The following is a 17,944-nucleotide window of genomic DNA, read 5'->3' on the forward strand; positions in this document are numbered from 1 at the left end:
ATTTTACAAGGTATGATTTTTTGATTTTGGTGTGATTTTTGTCACACCTTATGGAAGGGAGGCTTGACTTGAAGGAATCCCCCATCCGAACCGAGCGCAAAACCATCCATCTGCCCCCGGACACCATTCAGGCGCTCAATAAGCTGGCGGCCAGGAATGGGACGGACTTCTCCAAAGAGGTACGGCGGGCGATTGACGAATATCTGGATTTGGAAAGTACCGCTGAGAACATCGACATGATAAGCGGCGTAATTCGGCAGGAACTCAGCGGACAGATCAAGGGGCTGGGAAACCGGCTGGCCGGACTTATCAACCGCCTGACGATCATATCCGCCGCAGGCTACTATGCCAATATTGCCATCATCGCTGACCTGATCGACCGGGACCGCTATTCTTCTTTTGAGAAGATCGAGGCGGCGGCCCGAAAAGAGGCGTTGGCGTTTGCAAACCAGAAGAACGCCGACGCCCTGCGTATTTTTCTGGATGACGAGGAAATGAAAAAGGCGATTCAGGCTGTTCAGGGAGGTCGCCGTGTCGATCCTGATCTATAAGCAGTGCCACCGGCACCCCAATCAGAAAAAGACGCCCAAGTGCAACTATGCCCACATCGGCTATATCGCCACCCGTCCCGGCGCGGTGAAAAATGAGGGGATGCGTCACGGCCTGTTCGGGAAGCTGGAACCCGGCGAGGTGCGGGAGTTTGCCACCTGGCAGGAGGCAGCCCGTCTGGTGCGGGAGCTGTCTTACCGCCGTGTGAATATGTATCGGGGTATTATCTCTTTTTCCCCGGAAACAGCGGCCGAGCTGGGGCTGACCGATCACAAAGCCTGGGAGGACTATATTGAGCGTCACATTTTAACGCTGGCAAAATACAACGGAATCCGGGTGCAAAATCTACAATGGGCAGCCGCCCACCATAATGAGCGAGGCCATCCGCACATCCATGTGGTGTTCTGGGACAAAAATCAGCGCACAATGGTTCCCTTTGTCCATCCCAGCATACCGGATAAAATACGCAGGCAGTTGATCCGTGACACCTTCGCGGACAAAATTCAGGCATATTGTGAAACGAAGCAGCGGGCCAGAGAGCAGCTTACCGCAGCCGCCGTTGATCTGGTTGATGAGTTTGAGCAATATATGGAGCGGCTTCATCCCAGCGAGTATAAGCGCCTGCGGGAAACCTTCGGCCATATCACGGATGATGAGTTGGGCGCCGTCCCACTGGACGGCATTTTGAGTGCGGATGAGCTGGCCCATTTCATTCCCGGCCTGTTTTCCCTGAAAGAAAAGATGCCGAAAAAAGGCCGCCTGGCCTATAAACTGTTACCAGAAGAAGTAAAGGCCGAATTGGATACCTTCGTCGCCAGCTTGAAAGCGAATTGTAAATACATCGGTGATTTGGTAAACGAATATGCGGACGCCAAGTGCCAGCTTGCCATGCTCTATGATACCGACCCCGCCCATGTAGAGGAACAGCAGCAGAAAGGAATCGCGGAAGCGGACAAGTTGATCGCCAACAAGGTATTGGAGGCCATACGCGCCATGCTTCGCAAGGATCGGGAAACCGGCGCTTTTGAGTATGCGGAGGCCCGAAAAGCCTACTATACGGAGCAGATGATTTGTGAAATCCTGATGGCGTTGGAACAGAACGCCGTCAACATGGGTATGGAGTACGACGATTGCCAGAAGGCTATGGGAGGTGATCTTTCCAAGGCAGCCAAAAAGGAATGGTATTTACGGCACAAGGACAGGGGCATGGAACCATAACCAATGTGCAGCGCAAGAGAAAAATCGGAAAAGTTGATGCTTGTCGATAAAAGTCGCTTGAAAAAGTTTTCGGTTTGCGTTAAAACTCCCTTGAAAAAGTTGTTGCTTTCGGCTATACTGAAATAAAACAGAATAAGGGAGGCGAAACTGTCATGCTGAAAAGGAAAATTGAGCAGAAACTGATTGACTGGAAAAACACAGAAAATCGCAAGCCATTGATTATCAAGGGCTGCCGACAGTGCGGCAAGACATTTTCTGTCCTTGACTTTGCAAAGAAAAATTATAAAAATGTTGTGTACCTGAATTTTTTTGAAAATCCAGACTATGCCTCTGTATTTGCCGGGTCCCTGGAAGTGGACACAATCGTGATGATGCTGTCCGCCCTGCTGGGCAGCGAGGCGGTGTTTGAAAGCGGAAGTACAGTCTTGATTCTGGACGAGATTCAGGAGTGCCCGGAGGCCCGAACCGCCCTGAAGTTTTTCCGAATTGATGGGCGCTATGATGTGATAGGCACCGGCTCTCTGCTGGGTGTGAAGGGGTATGGAAAAGAACCGAAATCTGTTCCGGTCGGATCGGAAACGGTGATTGATATGTACCCTCTGGATTTTGAAGAATTTCTGTGGGCCAACAGGATTGCTGACCCTGTAATTGATATGTTAAAGAAGTGCTTGCAGAAAGAGACGCCTGTCCCGGAGGCCCTGCACAACCGTATGAAGCAACTGCTCCTGCAATATGTGGTTGTCGGAGGTATGCCGGATGCCGTACAGACCTTTGTAGATACGAAGCAGATGGATGAGGTACTGCAAATCCAGCGCGATATTGTCCGCTCCTATGAGGACGATATGGTGAAGTATGCCGAGAAGAAGGACAAATCACGGATTAAGGAGTGTTTTCAGTCTATCCCGAAGCAGCTCAGTAAAGAAAACAAGAAATTTCAATACTCCGTTGTCAAAAAAGGTTCAACCGCATCAAAATATGCCGGGAGCCTTCAATGGATCGAGGATGCCGGGATCATTGTCCGCTGCTATAATCTGAGCATTACGGAACTGCCTTTGGATGGGAATGCCGAGGAAGATATATTCAAGGTGTATATGCGGGACTGCGGCCTTTTTGTCAGTATGCTGGAGGATGGCACACAGTACGACATCCTGCAAGGAAATCTTTACGGCTATAAAGGCGCGATTTTTGAAAATCTGATTGCGGATGTTTTCGGTAAGATGGGACGAAAACTCTACTATTTCCACAAAGACAGCGGCTTGGAAGTGGACTTTGTGATCCGTTATAAAGGACAATGCACACTGGTGGAGGTCAAAGCGTCCACAGGGAATACGAAAAGCACCAGAACGATCCTGCGCCATCCTGAAAAGTACCATGTCAGCCAGGCAATCAAGCTGGGGGACTACAATGTAGGACGCACCGAACAGCTTCTCACACTCCCGCTGTATATGGCGTTCCTGCTGAAAGAACTGTGAGCGGATAGCTCAAACTTAAATATGTCCAATGCGAAAGGCAGTCCATTGAGGGCTGCCTTTTTTGCTGTCCTGCGGCATCAAACAAATCAAACAACCGGCCGCCCGGTTCGAGAAAGGAGTTTGGATGAACACAGTAACAACGAGTTATAAGCATAACGGGGTGCCGGTGTCTATCCCCAGAGGGTCCTATGGCGTGACCCGCCTGACGGCCCGGCTGTATGAGTACCCCAAAGGGCATCCCTGCCGGGGGTGCCCTTTTACTTTACGGACTTCCGTTCCGTCCTGTATGTTCCCCAGCCGAAAGGACGGCGGGTGCCTCTGGTACGATCTGAAGCGGAAGAAGCGCCCGCCCCTGCCGCACACCTATCCCCAGAATCAGGCGGCAGTAGAACGGATTTTTGATTTCATTGAAGTTCTCAAAAAGATGATGAAACAAAAAGGTTACTCGTAAGAAAGGAGGATTGCCGGTTGCGGAGCAAAACAGATTTTTACCGGCTGTTCTTTGAACAGCTCGCCCGAAAGGGCTTTGATGTAAAACGATCCCAATCTTCGGATTATATTGCGGACATCTACTATAAAAATCAGCTTGTGGCCTACTTCTCCAAGGCGGATACGGTGATCCAAAACCCGTTTGTCGCTGTGAAGGATAAGGTCATGCGACTTATCAACGACACCGCCCAGAACACAGCGGTCAAGGTGGGCATCTGCCGGGACTGCCCCTACACGGACGCCAACGAAAAGCTGCCCAACGGTTCCTACAAGCTGGCGGAATACAACGGCGTGACTTTGGCCTGCAAGGAGCATCACCTGTTCGGCTATGTGTTCTCCACCTACCGCACAGCCCCGGATTCCGGGGAAATGCTGGCGCGTCAGGTCTTTTACAACAAAGAGTTTGCCGGTCAGGACTTTGCCAAGCGCAGCGGCCTGGTGGACGAAAAGGCACTGTTCAGCGAGGAAGAACTAAGGGTTCTTCACGCCGGACTTGTCAAAATGAGCATACTCGATCAGGATGTTTCCAATGACGCCCGTGAATCCGTGGAGCGGATTCTTGATAAAATCGAGGAAATTATGCCGGAGCTGCGGGAGGCCGACATGGACTTTGATTTTGATATGGAATTTGGGCTGAATGATGAAATGGAGATGGGAGGATAGCCTATGATGAACAGCAAGCGGAACCAGACAATCGCTATCGCCCGGTTTCTCATGTATAAGCACAGCCTGAACCAGCAGCTTGACGGCATGACGGACGAGGAATATCTGGCCGACCCTATCGGACTGGATGTGGGCAGCTATGTGAAGGATTTGATGCGGTACTGCCCGGAAAATGTGGTGGATCAGGTCATGGAGCATCAGGACGCGCTTTTGAGGCGGCTGGGGACGGACTATCTCTCTGTGATTGCGTTTATGCCCTATGAGGAAGATGGAGGTGTGAGGTATGCGTGACGGGCGCCCAAATCCCGATATATGGGGGAACATCATCACCTGCGGCGAGATCGCCGTAGGCATCTATGAGATTGTCGGAAGCAAAAAGCGGGGGCTTGAGATACCCAAGGCCGTTGCGGAGGAAATTCTGCCGGAATCCGTCATGGAGCAGGCCGTACAGGACGGCGAGGCCCTGTGCTTTACCGATCCGGTTTCCAACGCCATTGTTGCCGACGCCCTGCTGGAGCAGGAGCTTGTGACCGACCCGAAGGCTGCCGCACGATTGGAGGCCATCCGGCAGCTTGATGATGTGTCCTATGACACCGGCTTTGAGCCACCCATCAGCGATTTAGAGCTGGACGGGCTGGATTTGGAAAGGTAGGTGATAAATTGCGGCTGGTTTATATCTCATCCCCCCTGCGCGGGGATGTGGAGCGGAATATCCAAAGGGCAAGGGACTACTGCGCGTATGCGGCATCCTGCGGGGTGATTCCCCTGGCGCCCCACACGATCTTCACGCAATATCTGGACGATGAACAGCCGGAGTAGCGGGAACAGGGATTGCGGATGGGTGGTGAGCTTCTGACCCGATGTGACGAGCTTTGGGTTATGGGCAGCGCCATTTTTTCCGGGATGCGGGAAGAAATGGAACTTGCAAAGAAACTCTATATGCCCATTTTCTATGTATCAGACGAAATGGTACAAGATAAAGTTAAAATCCGTCAGCAAGACCGCCTCCTGGGATTGGATGACTGCGTGGAGGGCAGCAATCAGAGCGGCTATGAGGGACAGATTCTTGTTCTAAAACCGGAGGCTTACGGCAGCAGTATGGATTTGACCGCAGACGATTCCCTGTGGTATGCCCGTGACGGGTTTGGCTGCATTTATGGGGCCAGAGGGCAGGCGGTCTATGCAGAAAACCTGCTGGATGGGCGGTACATTCACAGGGAGCGAAAGGACTTTTACGGTATCGTAAAGCCGGAAAGTCTGGCCGCATGGCTGTCAGATAAGCCAATCCGCAGCGAGGTGGCGGAAGCGGTGCTGGAGGCCGCCGTACAGGATCTTGCCCCTGAGCTGGAGGGCGAGGAGGAGATGGAACATTAATTGGACTGAATTTGGAGAGGAAGGTGAGAAATTGAGGTTGCATTATTTTGTGACACTTATTAAATATCTGCTTGACATAGGTACATTCCAGTGTATAGTAAGTAATACTTGGAGTCATTGGCAAGGAATGTCCGGGGAGGTTTCATATGTGTGATCGCTTTTTCCCAGATGAACCTGAGTATGATATTGAGATTTTGGAATGGATTGTGGAAGAAGATTATACGGTTGAATGGGAGTATGTTTGGGGAGTGAAGCTCAAGGAGCCTGTTTTTCTTTTGGTTTTGGGTGGATATATTGAGAGACTGAGCCTTGCATTTATTTATGAGCGTGTGCTTACAAAATACGGTTATGACTGCTTAAAAAGAACAGGGAAAGATCATGGCCCGGTCCCAATTCCCACACATATTCTCATTGACTGCCCCGAAGACGATGATATATGCGTTGGAGAAGCGCCAGAAGCAAAGCAGCAGAGCTTGATTTCAAGAATGTTCCAGCGTTGGAGAAAGGTACACCGTTGAATTGTTTGTCAGTAGAGAAATTTAAAATAAAGAAAACATTTACCGTTTCTGAAAGTAGCCGCCTTTCAGAAACGGTTTTTTGCTAAAGAAAAAAGCGAGGTGATTATAGACTTTTGAAAACCAAGCAAAAGATATTGATATGTGCCATGATTTTCATTTCCGGCACAGTCTTAAACCTCTTTTTCTCCACCGCTGTTCATGGGCTGCTGACAAGGGAGATCACCCGGCTGTCCCTTCTTCCCATAGGGGAGTGCCTTGCCAGCCTGTTCTCCAGCCGCCAGCACTTGATGCTGTACCTCTGCCTGCAAGGGTTTGTGTGCGTGCTGGCCGTGATGTTCTTTCTCACCAATATGCGGCCCTATGAATCCGACCTGGACACCATCACGCCGGAGATCAAGACTCCCAAAGCAGTGGGCCAGTATCAGCACGGTTCGGCCCGCTGGATGAGCGACGCGGAAAAAGGCAAAGCCTTTGACAGCTTTACCCTTGACCCGCATGATCCGGCCATCCGGGAGCTGTTAAAAACCGGCTATGACGGGCTGGATTTTATGAAGAAGTGAGGTGTTTGTTTGAAACTGAATCTGCATCCCAAAGTGATTCCCAAGGACGCACCGCCTTCCCCGTTGACGAAGGGCGGCGTGGTGGTGGGCATGAAAAAGGAGGGTGACAAGGAAAAAATCTATTTTATAGGTGATGACTGCCATCTGCTCTGTGTCGGCGCCACCCGTTCCGGCAAATCAAGATGTCTGGTGCTGGAGAGCATCTGCCTTCTGGGGCTTGCCGGGGAATCCATCTTCTGCTCGGACCCCAAGGCCGAACTGTTCCAGTACACATCGGAATTTTTGAAAAAGCTGGGATATGAGGTGCTGGTGCTGGACTTCAAGAATCCGGCCAAGAGTATGCGCTACAATCTGCTTCAGCCCGTCATTGACGCCATCAACGAGGGCGACACCGACCGGGCAGAAATGCTGGCCTGGGACTTGACCAACAACCTGGTGGGCAAGCCGGAGGGCGAGAAAATCTGGACCAACGGCGAGTGTTCCATTATTGCCGCCGCGATTCTATGCGTAGTGTGTGATAACCAAAAGCGGCCGGAGTTTCAGAATATGACCAATGTGTATTGGTTCATTTCCGAGATGTGCCGTACCATCGGGAATAAATTGCCCCTGCTGGAGTATCTGAAAAAGCAGTCGCCAACACACCCGGCGCGGGCGTTGCTATCCATCTCCGATGTGGCCCCATCCCGCACCAGAGGCAGCTTTTACACCTCTGCCCTTACCACCCTGCGCCTGTTTACCTCGAAATCCATCTACGCCATTACCCATGCCAGTGATTTTACCCTTACGGATTTGGGACGCAAAAAGCAGGCGCTCTTTGTGATCCTGCCGGACGAGAAAACCACCTTTTACCCGATTGCCTCTCTCATTGTGTCCCAGCAGTATGAGCTTTTGGCGGAGGCGGCGGATCGCCGGGGCGGGCGGCTGGAGCGGCGGGTGAATTTCCTGCTGGATGAGTTCGGGAATTTCACCCCCATCAGCGATATGACGAACAAACTCACCGTGGCGGCGGGACGCGGGATGCGCTACGCTCTCTATGTGCAGGGGTTCGACCAGCTCAAGGAAAAGTACAGCGACAATATCGCCAACACCATCAAGGGCAACTGCCAGATATGGGCCTATCTGCAAAGCGACGACCCGGAAACCCTGCGGGAAATGTCGGACAAGCTGGGCAGCTACACCACATCCAGCTACCAGCTCTCGGCCAGTAACGGGCGGTTCACCACGCCGTCCAGCTCCCAGAGCGTCAGTCTGACGGAGCGTAAGCTGCTGAATACGGATGAGGTGCGGCGTGTCAAGCGGCCCTATCAGATCATTACCAGCCGGGACCATCCGGCCATGATGTACGCCCCCGATCTCTCGAAATGGCTGTTCAATCAAATGCTGGGCATGGGCGACATGGAGCATAACCGGAAGCTGCGGGAGGAACGGGAAAACAAACGGCCCATTATCACTGATACAAAACAGGAAATCGCATTGTGGAATATCTGGGTCTACTATCAAAAGGACATCATGCGCCGCCTCGCCCAGCAGAAAAACGCAGGGGGCGGTGTTTCTGATGATGAATAAATTTCAGGAGGTTTCGATGAAAGGAAAAGTGAAACAGACGATAGGCGGGCTGCGCAAGTCCGTCCGGGCGGCAGGTGTCGGTTTTTCCACACTTGCCGCCTCTTTTTTCATGTCCGTACAGGCTTATGCGGCCGGTGTGGAGGACAGCCAGATTGTGACGGGCACCGAGCAGTTGATTGGTGATCTGACCAACTGGCTTATGATTCTGGCCCCGGTGGTGTCCGGCCTGCTTATCATCTACTTCTGTATCCGGCGCGGCATGGCTGACGAGATGGACCAGAAGAAATGGAACAACCGCATTGTGGTGGCGGTGGTGTCCTGCATCGGTGCCGTTTTAGGTTCCGCCACCCTGACCCTGATTCTCGGCTACTATCAGTAAGCCGGGGCCGCTTTCGTAGTACAGGCGGTGCCCCGCCGCCTTACTAAATAAATCATTTTACAGGAGGACGATTTTATGACTCACTTCATCCGCAACACTCAGGTTAAGGCTATGACTTCCATCTGGATGGCCAAGCAGAAAGCCCGTGAACTGGCAGGCCGCACGAAGGAGGCGCTGGCAAACCGTGAGGGGCAGGGCACCCTTGATGTGGCGATCACGGTGCTGATTTCCATTGTCCTGGGCGCCCTGATTTTGGCGGGCCTCTATCTCATTGTGGACAGCACCGTGCTGCCGACCATTACCCAGCGCATTAAGGATATGTTCGATTACGCGGGCTGATGTTTGGTGGGAGCGGCGGGGCGCCATGCCCCGCCGTACTTTTTATCAAGGAGGTTTTCTATGGAGTTCAGAGCGGAGATCAAACGGACGCTGACCGGCCCTGACAAGCTGCGGGCGGTGTGCAGCGTCATCCTGGACGATTGCTTTCTGGTGAAGAATGTCCGGGTGGTGGAGGGCGAAAAGGGGCTGTTCGTGTCCCTGCCCAGCCGCAGGAATGTAAAAGGCGAATGGACGGAACAGTGCTTCCCCATGACGAAGGAGCTGCGGGAGAAGCTGTCCGCCGTGGTGCTGGCCGAATATGACCGGGCGCTGGCGGCGGAGGACGGCGGCGGGACGCCTGCCGCCTGATCCGCCCCGTTTTCATTTCATACAACAAGGGGGCGGCCCCGGCCGCCCCCGGAAAGGAGGTGGCCGCTGGTTGGAATATATTCTGGTTCTGCTGATCGTCGCCCTGCTTAACGGAGCCATCGCCTACATTGACGGGCTGATGGAGGGCATCGTGCCGCTGACCCTGTACGCGGAGCAGTATATGTCCACATTGGCCGGTGTCGATCTGTTTGAAGCCCTGTTTGATATTGTGTTTGGCTTTGGCGTGTCCCTTATCATCCTGAAATTTCTCAAAAAGGGCTTTGAAACCTATGTGCTGTGGTCCGATGGCGACGCGGATGAAGAACCGATTGCCCTGCTGACGAACTTTTTCAAGGCGATGGCCGTGGCGGTCTGTTTCCCCACCATGTACGGCTGGCTTGCGGGAATTGTGGAGGAAATGAGCGACAAGATGCTGGAGGCCATCGGCCTTGCCACCGCCTACGATTGGGCGGGCTGGGTGTCCGGTATTTCCACGCTCGGCCTTGTGACTGCCATCTTTGGGTTGGTGTTCGTCATTGTGTATTTCATCCTCTACTTCCAGTTCCTTATGCGGGGGCTGGAGATTTTGATTTTGCGGGTGGGGATGCCCCTTGCCTGCGTGGGCCTGATCGACAACGACAAGGGCGTGTTCAAGCCCTACATGAGCAAATTCTTTCAATCAGCCCTTTCGGTAATTATCCAGATTTCTCTCGCCAAGCTGGGCGTGGGACTGATGATGAATATGCACATCTTCTGGGGCGTGGCCTGCATGATTTTGGCCGTGCGGACGCCGAAGTTCCTTCAGGAGTTCATCGTTACGACCGGAGGCGGCGGTGGCGGAGCCATCGTCAACAACGCATACCATTCTGTGCGCCTGGTGCAGATGGTCAGGGGCATGGGAAAGTGAGGTGGCGGCGGATGGTAACAATGGACGATCTTTCAAAGGCCATCATCTTGCTGGTGCGCGTGGGCGCCGTGGCAAGGTTTATCTACTGCATGGTGCGGCTGGCAGCCGCCGAGGAACAGGCGGCGCAGTACAAAAAACGCGCCCGCAACACTGTGATCTTCTATGTGATCGCGGAATCCATCTGGCAGATCAAAGACCTGATTTTGTATTACTACTCGTAGGAGGTGCGAATGGACGAGGACTTGAAACTCTATATCCCTCTGGGTGTGAAGCCGGAGGCGGAGCTGTTCACCGGCTTTGGGAAAAAGCAGCTCTTTCAGGCGTTGATTGGTTCCCTGGCGATGGGCGGTGTGGCCGCCCTGGTCTGGCTGTTCACCGCCAATGTGACCACCACCGTGGTTCTGGCGCTGGCCGGTATCTTTGGTTCGGTGATGATGACCACCAAGGACCAGAGCAATTTGTCCGTGGTGGACCAAGTGCAGAATTTGGTCCGGTTCCTGCGCGGACAGAAAATCTACCCGTACCGCTACGGGGACGAATGGGGGCTTGAATAATGTACGCAGCCATTCCCGTTTACTATCCGTCGCTGGAAGAAGCCGCCTGAAAGGATGAAGCGGCTCTTTGGTGCGACAGCTACAATATCAACATGGACTGCCGGAATTTCATTCAGGACAAGGCCATGACCGCCATGAACAGCCGGGAATTGGATTCCTTCATTGGAGAGCTGGTGCGCTTTTACGGTGTGGAGCGGGCGATCTATGTCCTCTCCCGCACCATCCAGTTTTCCGATTGGGATTCCCGTTTCGGTCAGGCGGTGCTTGACCGGGCCGGACAGACCGATTTCCCGGATGCCCGGACGCCGAGGGATGAAAACCATGTTGACCCGACTACCCGGTATGTCACGGAGATTGATCCGTGTGTTGCAAACGCCATCTTTATGAAGCTGATGGAATTGGAGGAGGAACAGGAAGCGACCGCTCAAATGGAGAATGACGGACAGAAAGAGCTTGATGAGGATATGGCGTTGGAAATGTGAGGCTGCCGATGGCGCAGATGACATTCCTTGACTTCTTTTCCGGTATCGGCGGTTTCCGCAAGGGCTTTGAGCTGTGCGGGATGCGCTGTGTGGGGCATTGTGAGATCGACAAATATGCCGACCGCAGTTACAGAGCCATTCATAATGTGAAGGAGGATGAATGGTATGCAGCCGACATCACAAAAGTTACCCCCGCAGACCTCCCCGGAGCAGACCTGTGGGCAGCAGGATTCCCGTGTCAGGATATTTCGGTCAGCGGCCTTCAGCGAGGGATTAACGGAGCAAGAAGCGGACTCTTTTTTACGCTTGCTGAACTCGTCAAAGGCCAAAACCCTGAAAATAGACCCACATGGATTATCCTTGAAAATGTTAAGAATCTCCTGTCCATTCATGGAGGATGGGACTTTGCGGCCGTTCTCGATACGCTGGCCTCACTCGGCTACCATATCGAGTACGGACTTCTCAATACAAAGGATTTCGGCCCCCCTCAAAACAGAGAGCGGGTATTCCTTGTCGCTTGCCGACATTCTGGAGCCGGAGGTGGACCCAAAATATTTCCTGTCCCAGCGGGCTGTGGAAAAGCTCTTATCCAACTCATAGGCGGGATGCAGGGCCAGCGGGTGTATGACCCGTCCGGCATCAGCGTCACGATGGCCGCCCAGTCCGGCGGCTGGGGCGGCAAGACAGGGTTGTATTTCGTTGATCTCTGTAATGGCAATCCCAAACTGACGAGCCATGCCCGGTGCATCAAGGCCAAGTATAACAGCGGGATCACCAACCGGGGCGGCGACAATTCCGGCGTGTTCTACGGCTGCCGCGCAGTCGTTACCCCGGAACGGGAAGAAAAAAGGCAGAATGGGCGGCGGATCAAGGAGTGCGGAGAACCGGCCTTCACCCTTACAACGCAGGACCGCCACGGCGTTGTCTTTCAGGACTGCGAAAAATGCCCCTACGGTATGCGTATCCGGGAGGCCACGAAGCAGGGCTACGCGGTTGCCCGCTGTGGGGACAGCATCAATCTGGCGTTCCCTGACAGCAAAACAAGGCGTGGGCGTGTCGGGAAGGACCGCGCCGGTACGCTGGAAACCTCCTGTAACCAGGGGACGCCGTTTGCGGGGTGCGGCCTGATCCGCAGGCTTACGCCCCGTGAGTGCTGGAGGCTGCAAGGCTTTAGTGATGAAATGTTTGACCGGGCGCGGGCGGTCAACAGCGACAATCAGCTCTACCGGCAGGCGGGAAACTCTGTGACCATTCAAGTGGTCTATGCCGTGGGCAGACAGATTCTCGCCGCACAGGAGGCGTTGGAACAGGGGGAGTAAAAATGATGTTTCAAAAAGGATGGAACCCGTGGCCCCTGATGATTGGGATGGCGGTCGGCCTGACCGCCATCCTTCTTTATTTCGGGCTGTATGCCTGACCGCAGGAGGTGGTTTGAACTGGAACAAGAGAAGTTGAAAGAGAAGCTGGACGAAGAACTCCATAGTATAGCCAGACCGTTGGAGGAGCTGGCCCCCGGTGATTCCTACTTTGTAAAAATTCAAGGGATACTTGCCATCAAAAACGAACTGGAAAACATCCCTCTGAGTGGTACGCAGCGGGATATGCTTCTGGCGATGGAGAATGTGCTGGAACAGGCGTGGACTTTCCGAAATACGCCCGTCCCGGATCGCTGTATGAACCCGGAAAACATCAGCGAGGTGGTCTATTACTTCCTTCAGGACAAGGGCGCCGAGTATCGGGCTGGTCTGCTCTACGACCGGGCCAAAGCAGAATTTGACACCCGCATGGAGGAGATTGCCGCCCTGCCGCCCAAAGAAATATTGGAGCACGCTTATGAAAAGGTCATCAAGGAAGAATTTCTCGGAGAGTTGGAGCAAGGTCTGGATGAATGGGAAACTGACACCCTGCTGACCTGCCCCCAGCCGCTTGCGGCCCTATATACGGAATGGCTGGACAATGACTTTTCTTTTTGGGACAGCATCCGGGGAACGCTGGAGGAAACGGTGGCAAAACAGGCGGCGGATCTTCGGCGCTGTGTGTTTCATGTCAATGGAGAGCCTCCCGCAGAAATGAAGGACTTTTACGACCTTCATGGGGACGAACTGAGCGACACCGGACTGGAACCCGCCGGGGAGGTTGAGCGGTGACGCCGCTTATGGTCAAAGGGGTGCTGTTTGGCCTGCTGCTCCTGTCCGCCGCCGTATGGGATATGCGAAACCGGGAGATTCCAAACCTGATCCCGGCCCTGCTCCTTCTGTGCGGGCTGATTGGTTTCCGCCCTGCCGCGTCTGTGGCGGGGCTGTTCCTGGTCGGCGGCCCCTTCCTGCTGGCGGCGGTTCTGATAAAACGGGACGGGTTTGCCATCGGCGGCGGTGATATGAAACTGATGGGGGCCTGCGGGTTTGTTCTGGGCGTTTGGCCTGGGCTGATACAGGCTGTTCTTTCCCTCTCGCTGGCGGTGCTTGTCGGGCTGGTGGAATGCCGTTTGCAAAAACAACCGCTGTCTATGGTGCGTCTGCCCCTGGCCCCCTTTTTCTGCTTCGGCGGCGTATCCGCCTACTGGCTGACTGCTTTTACATTTCAAATCTGAACAAATGGAGGTATCAAATTGAACAAGAATATTTTTCGGAGCCGGACGGTCATCGGCGCGGTGTGCATCCTGCTGGCGGTTCTGGTCTGCTTTGGGATCACACCGCTTTTCAACGAGGGGCTGAAGGCTCAGACAGAAGCCGTCCGGGTAAAAGCCGAGGTGATCCCACAGGGAACCTACATCACGGCGGACATGGTGGAGGTCTACACCAGAGGGGCCTCCGGCATGGAGGACAGCGTTGCCACCTCGCTGGATGAGGTGGTAGGGAGATACACCGATGTGGAGCTGCGGAAAAACACGGATGTGAATACGGCGTGGCTGTCCTCGGAGCCGCTGACACAGTATGAGTACCTGACCCGCCTGAATGGTTCCAAGGTGGCGATCTCCGTCACCATCCCTACATTTGCCAAGGGCGGCTCCGGCAAGGTGGAGGCGGGCGATATTATCATGCTCTTTGCCACCGACAAGGACACCGGCGAAACCACCCAGCCCCCGGAGCTGAAATATGTGGAGGTGCTTGCCGCCACCCAGAGTTCCGGCGCGGACAAGGAATATCAGGCGCCGGCGGGAAATGAGGAAGAAGAAAACCCGGAGGAAACCCTGCCCGCCACCATCACCCTGCTGGTGAACAGCGAACAGGCCCAGCTTTTAGCCCATTTGGAGGAATCCAACAGCCTTCATCTGGCCTTTGTCTACCGGGGGACCCGCGCCAATGCCGAAAAGTTCCTGGCGGCGCAGGACGCCTTCTTTGCCGAGCCGGAGGCAGGGTCCAACGATGAGGGCAGTCAGCCGGAGGTCCCTGTTGACAGTGCTGACGGCGGGCAGCCCGCAGAGGGCATGGAGGAACAGGAGGTGGAAACAACAGATGGCGAATAAGCAGAAACAGATGCTTGCCGTGTGGGGCAGCCCCGGCGCCGGAAAAACGGTTACGGCGGTCAAGCTGGCGGCGGAGCTTGCCAAGCGGAAGAAAAATGTGGTGCTGGTGTTTACCGATCTGACCGCCCCCTCGCTCCCCGCTGTGGCGGCGGAGGGCAAACTGCCGGAGGTGTCCGTGGGCGATCTGCTGTCCGCTCCCGGCATGACGCAGGAGCGGGTATTGAAAACCTGCGTCCCCTGTGAAAAACACCCCTATATCAGCTTCCTGGGCTACAAGGCCGGGGAAAATGTGTTCACCTACGCGGAGTACAGCAAGGAAAAGGCGGTGGATATGCTGGTGCTTCTGCGGCATATCGCGGACTATGTGATCGTGGACTGCACCAGCGTTCTGACCGGGAATGTGCTTGCAACGGCGGCGCTGGAGGTGGCGGACGATGTGCTGCGGGTGTGTGGATGCGACCTGAAAGCGATCTCCTACTTTGCATCCTATCTTCCGCTGATCGAGGACCGGAAATTCAAGCCGGAGCAGCACATCCGTGTACTGTCCAACACCCGGCCTTATCCGGGCGGCATGGAATATGAAAACTCATTTGGCGGGGTGAAGTACCGGCTGCCCTATCTTCCCATCGTGGAGGAACAGGCGGCTACGCTGAAGCTGCTGGAACCACTTTCCGGGAAAGAGGCCAAGAGCTATGAGCCGGTCATCGCTGCCATCGCGGTGGAGGTGTTCGGAGATGGCAAATAACATCGGTCTTTTTTTCAACACCAGCAAAAATACGCGCCCGTTTGCGGAGGTGCTGGCACAGGTGCAGGAGTACCTTGCCAGCAAGTATTCCACCCTGATAACCGACAACCCGGAGGAACAGCGCCAGCAGATCACCGCCTACATCGCCAAGTATCTCAATGATTACAGCCTGGGTGTGGAGGGCATGGACCACGAGGCCCTGATCGACAAGCTCTATACGGAAATGGCCGAGTTCTCTTTCCTGACGCCCTACCTCTTTGCCAGTGATGTGGAGGAAATCAACATCAACTCCTGGAAGGACACCAAGATCACCTATGCGGATGGGCGTGTGGTTCCTTCCAAAGAGCGGTTCCAAAGCCCCCAGCACGCCGTGGATGTGGTCCGCAGGCTGCTTCATAAATCCGGGATGATCCTCGACAACAGCCAGCCGGGAGTGGTGGGCCACCTCTCCAATAAAATCCGTATCACGGTTCTGGGCAATCCGCTGACCGACAAGGACAAGGGCGTGGCGGCCTCCATCCGAATTGTCAACCCGAAGCGGTTGGGGCGGGATGATTTTGTCCGCTATGGGACGGCCACCGCCGAAATGCTGGACTTCCTGGCGGCGGTGCTGCGGTTTGGCCTGTCCATCTGCGTCACAGGCTCCACCGGCAGCGGTAAGACCACGCTGATGAGCTGGATTCTCTCCACCATTCCCAATGAAAAGAGAGTTTTCACCATTGAAAACGGGTGCCGGGAGTTTGATCTGGTGAAGGAGGATGCCGAGGGGAATGTCCTCAACAATGTAGTCCACACTGTCACCCGTTTTTCCGATGACCCCAAGCAGAACTACGATCAGGAGCGGCTTTTGGAGTTTGCCCTGACCTGCGACCCGGATGTGGTGTGCGTGGGCGAGATGAAGTCAGCGGAAGCGTTTGCGGCGCAGGAGGCGGCCCGCACCGGCCACGCGGTTATTACCACGACCCACGCCAATAGCTGCAAGGCCACCTACTACCGCATGGTGACGCTGTGTACCCAGAAATACGATATGGGTGACAAGACCCTGTATAACCTGGTGACGGAGGCATTCCCCATTGTCCTCTTTGTGAAGAAGCTGGAGGACAACAGCCGCAGGGTGATGGAGATTACCGAGTGTGAGATTTTGGAGGACGGCGCCCGGCAGCTCCACACCCTCTACCGCTACCATGTATCGGAAACCGCCGTGGAGGACGGCAAGATAAAAGTGCGCGGTGAATTTCAAAAGGTGTCCACGATCTCGGCAAGCCTGCAAAAGCGGCTGCTGGAGAATGGGATGCCGCCCCGCCTGCTGGAGCAGATCGCCGGTGGGCGGATGGATATAGACGATGGGAAGGAGGAAACCGCTTGATTGTACTGATTCTGCTGGCCTTTGCCGGTATGCTGGCCGGTATTTTCCTGCTGCTGGGCATGACGCCCTTTGAGTTTGCGGAGGACTTGACGAAATCCTTTGCCAGCCGGGAGGCGCCGATCTCCAAACGGATCGGGCAGCTCAACCACCCCAGAGAGGTCAGGGGCATCAAAAAGACGGTGCGGGAAGCCAAGGAAATGATGATCCTGACCGGCAGGGGCGGCAAGTTTGCCGCCCTCTGCGCCCTCTCCCTGTTCCTGGCGGCTATGGGCGCGGTGATCTGCATTGTGATCCAAAATTATTTCATGCTCCCGGTGCTGGCGGCGGGTATGGGCCTGGTCCCGTTCTGGTATGTCCTGTTCACCTCTCACAGCTACAAAAAGCTGATGAACAATGAGATTGAAACCGGGCTGTCCATCATCACCAGCTCCTATCTGCGCAGCGAGAGTATCATCACCGCCGTAGAGGAAAACATCCACTACCTAAACCCGCCTGTGGCCGATGTGTTCCGGGGCTTTTTGGCCGAAACCGGCATGATAAGCGCCGATGTGAAGCAGGCCCTCTCCAATATGAAACCCAAGCTGGACAACTATATCTTTCGGGAATGGGTGGACGCCGCTATCGCCTGTCAGGATGATAAGAGCCTGAAAAGCACGCTCACCCCCATCATCGGCAAGCTGTCCGATATGCGGATCGTGGCGGCGGAGCTGGACTACCTGATGTATGAGCCGTTTAAGGAGTTCATCACAATGGCCTTCCTGCTGGTGGGCAACATTCCTTTGCTCTACTTCCTGAACAAAGACTGGTACAATGTGTTGGTGAACACCGGCTTCGGCAAGGGTATTTTGGCGGTCTGCCTGCTGGTGCTGCTCATTTCCTTTGCGGCGGTCATCCGGCTGACAAAGCCGGTGGAGTACAAAAGGTAAATGGAAATATCTACTCTAAAATC

Annotated in this window: 24 protein-coding genes and 1 pseudogene; all 25 read left to right on the forward strand. The window is 54.5% G+C overall.

Annotation, left to right across the window (positions count from 1 at the left end):
• Positions 1 to 68: 68 nt before the first annotated feature.
• The 25 genes and pseudogenes from NE584_RS10000 to NE584_RS10120 all read left to right on the forward strand — a co-directional run bounded on the left by NE584_RS10000 (position 69) and on the right by NE584_RS10120 (position 17,921).
• On the forward strand, positions 69 to 551 hold the full coding sequence (locus NE584_RS10000) for a ribbon-helix-helix protein, CopG family (protein WP_108980448.1): 483 nt from the start codon (positions 69 to 71) through the stop codon (positions 549 to 551).
• Complete coding sequence (mobP3, locus tag NE584_RS10005; protein WP_108980449.1) at positions 532 to 1,767, forward strand: MobP3 family relaxase; 1,236 nt, start codon at positions 532 to 534, stop codon at positions 1,765 to 1,767. The genes NE584_RS10000 and mobP3 overlap by 20 nt, the downstream gene beginning before the upstream one ends.
• Positions 1,768 to 1,919: 152 nt before the next feature.
• Positions 1,920 to 3,239, forward strand: coding sequence for an ATP-binding protein (locus NE584_RS10010; protein ID WP_108980450.1), 1,320 nt, complete (start codon positions 1,920 to 1,922; stop codon positions 3,237 to 3,239).
• A gap of 124 nt (positions 3,240 to 3,363) precedes the next feature.
• Positions 3,364 to 3,690: a hypothetical protein gene (locus NE584_RS10015; RefSeq protein ID WP_108980451.1), complete on the forward strand. Its 327-nt coding sequence runs from the start codon at positions 3,364 to 3,366 to the stop codon at positions 3,688 to 3,690.
• A 17-nt stretch (positions 3,691 to 3,707) separates the two neighbouring features.
• Positions 3,708 to 4,391, forward strand: coding sequence for a hypothetical protein (locus tag NE584_RS10020; RefSeq protein WP_108980452.1), 684 nt, complete (start codon positions 3,708 to 3,710; stop codon positions 4,389 to 4,391).
• Positions 4,392 to 4,394: 3 nt separating this feature from the next.
• Positions 4,395 to 4,682 carry a hypothetical protein gene (locus NE584_RS10025; protein ID WP_081029173.1) on the forward strand — a complete coding sequence of 96 codons (288 nt, stop codon included), beginning with the start codon at positions 4,395 to 4,397 and terminating at the stop codon, positions 4,680 to 4,682.
• Positions 4,675 to 5,043: a hypothetical protein gene (locus NE584_RS10030; RefSeq protein WP_108980453.1), complete on the forward strand. Its 369-nt coding sequence runs from the start codon at positions 4,675 to 4,677 to the stop codon at positions 5,041 to 5,043. Before NE584_RS10025 ends, NE584_RS10030 begins: the two co-directional genes overlap by 8 nt.
• A 263-nt stretch (positions 5,044 to 5,306) precedes the next feature.
• The gene (locus tag NE584_RS10035; protein ID WP_256182716.1) at positions 5,307 to 5,765 is read left to right on the forward strand and encodes a hypothetical protein; all 459 of its coding nucleotides are present in this window, start codon (positions 5,307 to 5,309) and stop codon (positions 5,763 to 5,765) included.
• Positions 5,766 to 5,911: 146 nt separating this feature from the next.
• Entirely contained in the window at positions 5,912 to 6,283 is a 372-nt protein-coding gene (locus NE584_RS10040) for a hypothetical protein (protein ID WP_108980483.1), read from the forward strand.
• Positions 6,284 to 6,396: 113 nt separating this feature from the next.
• Positions 6,397 to 6,843, forward strand: a complete 447-nt coding sequence (locus NE584_RS10045; protein ID WP_108980482.1) for a TRAG family protein — start codon at positions 6,397 to 6,399, stop codon at positions 6,841 to 6,843.
• A 9-nt stretch (positions 6,844 to 6,852) separates the two neighbouring features.
• Complete coding sequence (locus NE584_RS10050) at positions 6,853 to 8,409, forward strand: VirD4-like conjugal transfer protein, CD1115 family (protein ID WP_108980481.1); 1,557 nt, start codon at positions 6,853 to 6,855, stop codon at positions 8,407 to 8,409.
• Positions 8,410 to 8,425: 16 nt separating this feature from the next.
• Positions 8,426 to 8,788 (forward strand): Mbov_0395 family pilin-like conjugal transfer protein, encoded by a 363-nt coding sequence (locus NE584_RS10055; RefSeq protein ID WP_108980480.1) that lies wholly within the window; start codon positions 8,426 to 8,428, stop codon positions 8,786 to 8,788.
• Positions 8,789 to 8,863: 75 nt separating this feature from the next.
• Positions 8,864 to 9,127, forward strand: a complete 264-nt coding sequence (locus NE584_RS10060; protein WP_108980479.1) for a DUF6133 family protein — start codon at positions 8,864 to 8,866, stop codon at positions 9,125 to 9,127.
• Between the two features lie 60 nt (positions 9,128 to 9,187).
• On the forward strand, positions 9,188 to 9,475 hold the full coding sequence (locus tag NE584_RS10065; RefSeq protein ID WP_108980478.1) for a SpoVG family protein: 288 nt from the start codon (positions 9,188 to 9,190) through the stop codon (positions 9,473 to 9,475).
• A 70-nt stretch (positions 9,476 to 9,545) separates the two neighbouring features.
• Positions 9,546 to 10,382 carry a conjugal transfer protein TrbL family protein gene (locus NE584_RS10070; RefSeq protein ID WP_108980477.1) on the forward strand — a complete coding sequence of 279 codons (837 nt, stop codon included), beginning with the start codon at positions 9,546 to 9,548 and terminating at the stop codon, positions 10,380 to 10,382.
• A gap of 11 nt (positions 10,383 to 10,393) precedes the next feature.
• A complete protein-coding gene (locus NE584_RS10075; protein WP_087359735.1) occupies positions 10,394 to 10,603 on the forward strand; it encodes a mercury transporter in 210 nt (69 codons plus the stop codon).
• A gap of 9 nt (positions 10,604 to 10,612) precedes the next feature.
• On the forward strand, positions 10,613 to 10,936 hold the full coding sequence (locus NE584_RS10080; RefSeq protein WP_108980476.1) for a hypothetical protein: 324 nt from the start codon (positions 10,613 to 10,615) through the stop codon (positions 10,934 to 10,936).
• Between the two features lie 65 nt (positions 10,937 to 11,001).
• A pseudogene (locus NE584_RS10085) lies at positions 11,002 to 11,418 on the forward strand (DUF3849 domain-containing protein); the annotation flags it as partial.
• 17 nt (positions 11,419 to 11,435) lie between these two features.
• Complete coding sequence (locus tag NE584_RS10090; RefSeq protein WP_368670720.1) at positions 11,436 to 12,737, forward strand: DNA cytosine methyltransferase; 1,302 nt, start codon at positions 11,436 to 11,438, stop codon at positions 12,735 to 12,737.
• 132 nt (positions 12,738 to 12,869) lie between these two features.
• Positions 12,870 to 13,565 (forward strand): DUF3848 domain-containing protein, encoded by a 696-nt coding sequence (locus tag NE584_RS10095; RefSeq protein ID WP_256182717.1) that lies wholly within the window; start codon positions 12,870 to 12,872, stop codon positions 13,563 to 13,565.
• The gene (locus NE584_RS10100) at positions 13,562 to 14,008 is read left to right on the forward strand and encodes an A24 family peptidase (RefSeq protein ID WP_108980474.1); all 447 of its coding nucleotides are present in this window, start codon (positions 13,562 to 13,564) and stop codon (positions 14,006 to 14,008) included. Before NE584_RS10095 ends, NE584_RS10100 begins: the two co-directional genes overlap by 4 nt.
• 18 nt (positions 14,009 to 14,026) lie before the next feature.
• The gene (locus NE584_RS10105) at positions 14,027 to 14,884 is read left to right on the forward strand and encodes a Flp pilus assembly protein CpaB (RefSeq protein ID WP_108980473.1); all 858 of its coding nucleotides are present in this window, start codon (positions 14,027 to 14,029) and stop codon (positions 14,882 to 14,884) included.
• Positions 14,874 to 15,629 (forward strand): AAA family ATPase, encoded by a 756-nt coding sequence (locus NE584_RS10110; protein ID WP_108980472.1) that lies wholly within the window; start codon positions 14,874 to 14,876, stop codon positions 15,627 to 15,629. Before NE584_RS10105 ends, NE584_RS10110 begins: the two co-directional genes overlap by 11 nt.
• Positions 15,619 to 16,995 (forward strand): CpaF/VirB11 family protein, encoded by a 1,377-nt coding sequence (locus tag NE584_RS10115; protein WP_108980471.1) that lies wholly within the window; start codon positions 15,619 to 15,621, stop codon positions 16,993 to 16,995. Before NE584_RS10110 ends, NE584_RS10115 begins: the two co-directional genes overlap by 11 nt.
• Positions 16,992 to 17,921 carry a type II secretion system F family protein gene (locus NE584_RS10120; RefSeq protein WP_108980470.1) on the forward strand — a complete coding sequence of 310 codons (930 nt, stop codon included), beginning with the start codon at positions 16,992 to 16,994 and terminating at the stop codon, positions 17,919 to 17,921. Before NE584_RS10115 ends, NE584_RS10120 begins: the two co-directional genes overlap by 4 nt.
• Positions 17,922 to 17,944: the final 23 nt, after the last annotated feature.

It is taken from the genome of Clostridium sp. DFI.5.61 (assembly GCF_024462915.1).
GTDB classification, from domain to species: Bacteria; Bacillota; Clostridia; order Oscillospirales; family Oscillospiraceae; genus Lawsonibacter; species Lawsonibacter asaccharolyticus.

Excerpts from the sequence above, each read along its gene's own strand:
- NE584_RS10010 (WP_108980450.1), top strand. The coding sequence starts at position 1,920 with ATGCTGAAAAGGAAAATTGAGCAGAAACTGATTGACTGGAAAAACACA.
- NE584_RS10015 (WP_108980451.1), top strand. The coding sequence starts at position 3,364 with ATGAACACAGTAACAACGAGTTATAAGCATAACGGGGTGCCGGTGTCT.
- NE584_RS10025 (WP_081029173.1), top strand. The coding sequence starts at position 4,395 with ATGATGAACAGCAAGCGGAACCAGACAATCGCTATCGCCCGGTTTCTC.
- NE584_RS10030 (WP_108980453.1), top strand. The coding sequence starts at position 4,675 with ATGCGTGACGGGCGCCCAAATCCCGATATATGGGGGAACATCATCACC.
- NE584_RS10035 (WP_256182716.1), top strand. The coding sequence starts at position 5,307 with ATGGAACTTGCAAAGAAACTCTATATGCCCATTTTCTATGTATCAGAC.
- NE584_RS10040 (WP_108980483.1), top strand. The coding sequence starts at position 5,912 with ATGTGTGATCGCTTTTTCCCAGATGAACCTGAGTATGATATTGAGATT.
- NE584_RS10055 (WP_108980480.1), top strand. The coding sequence starts at position 8,426 with ATGAAAGGAAAAGTGAAACAGACGATAGGCGGGCTGCGCAAGTCCGTC.
- NE584_RS10060 (WP_108980479.1), top strand. The coding sequence starts at position 8,864 with ATGACTCACTTCATCCGCAACACTCAGGTTAAGGCTATGACTTCCATC.
- NE584_RS10065 (WP_108980478.1), top strand. The coding sequence starts at position 9,188 with ATGGAGTTCAGAGCGGAGATCAAACGGACGCTGACCGGCCCTGACAAG.
- NE584_RS10075 (WP_087359735.1), top strand. The coding sequence starts at position 10,394 with ATGGTAACAATGGACGATCTTTCAAAGGCCATCATCTTGCTGGTGCGC.
- NE584_RS10080 (WP_108980476.1), top strand. The coding sequence starts at position 10,613 with ATGGACGAGGACTTGAAACTCTATATCCCTCTGGGTGTGAAGCCGGAG.
- NE584_RS10090 (WP_368670720.1), top strand. The coding sequence starts at position 11,436 with ATGACATTCCTTGACTTCTTTTCCGGTATCGGCGGTTTCCGCAAGGGC.
- NE584_RS10110 (WP_108980472.1), top strand. The coding sequence starts at position 14,874 with ATGGCGAATAAGCAGAAACAGATGCTTGCCGTGTGGGGCAGCCCCGGC.
- NE584_RS10115 (WP_108980471.1), top strand. The coding sequence starts at position 15,619 with ATGGCAAATAACATCGGTCTTTTTTTCAACACCAGCAAAAATACGCGC.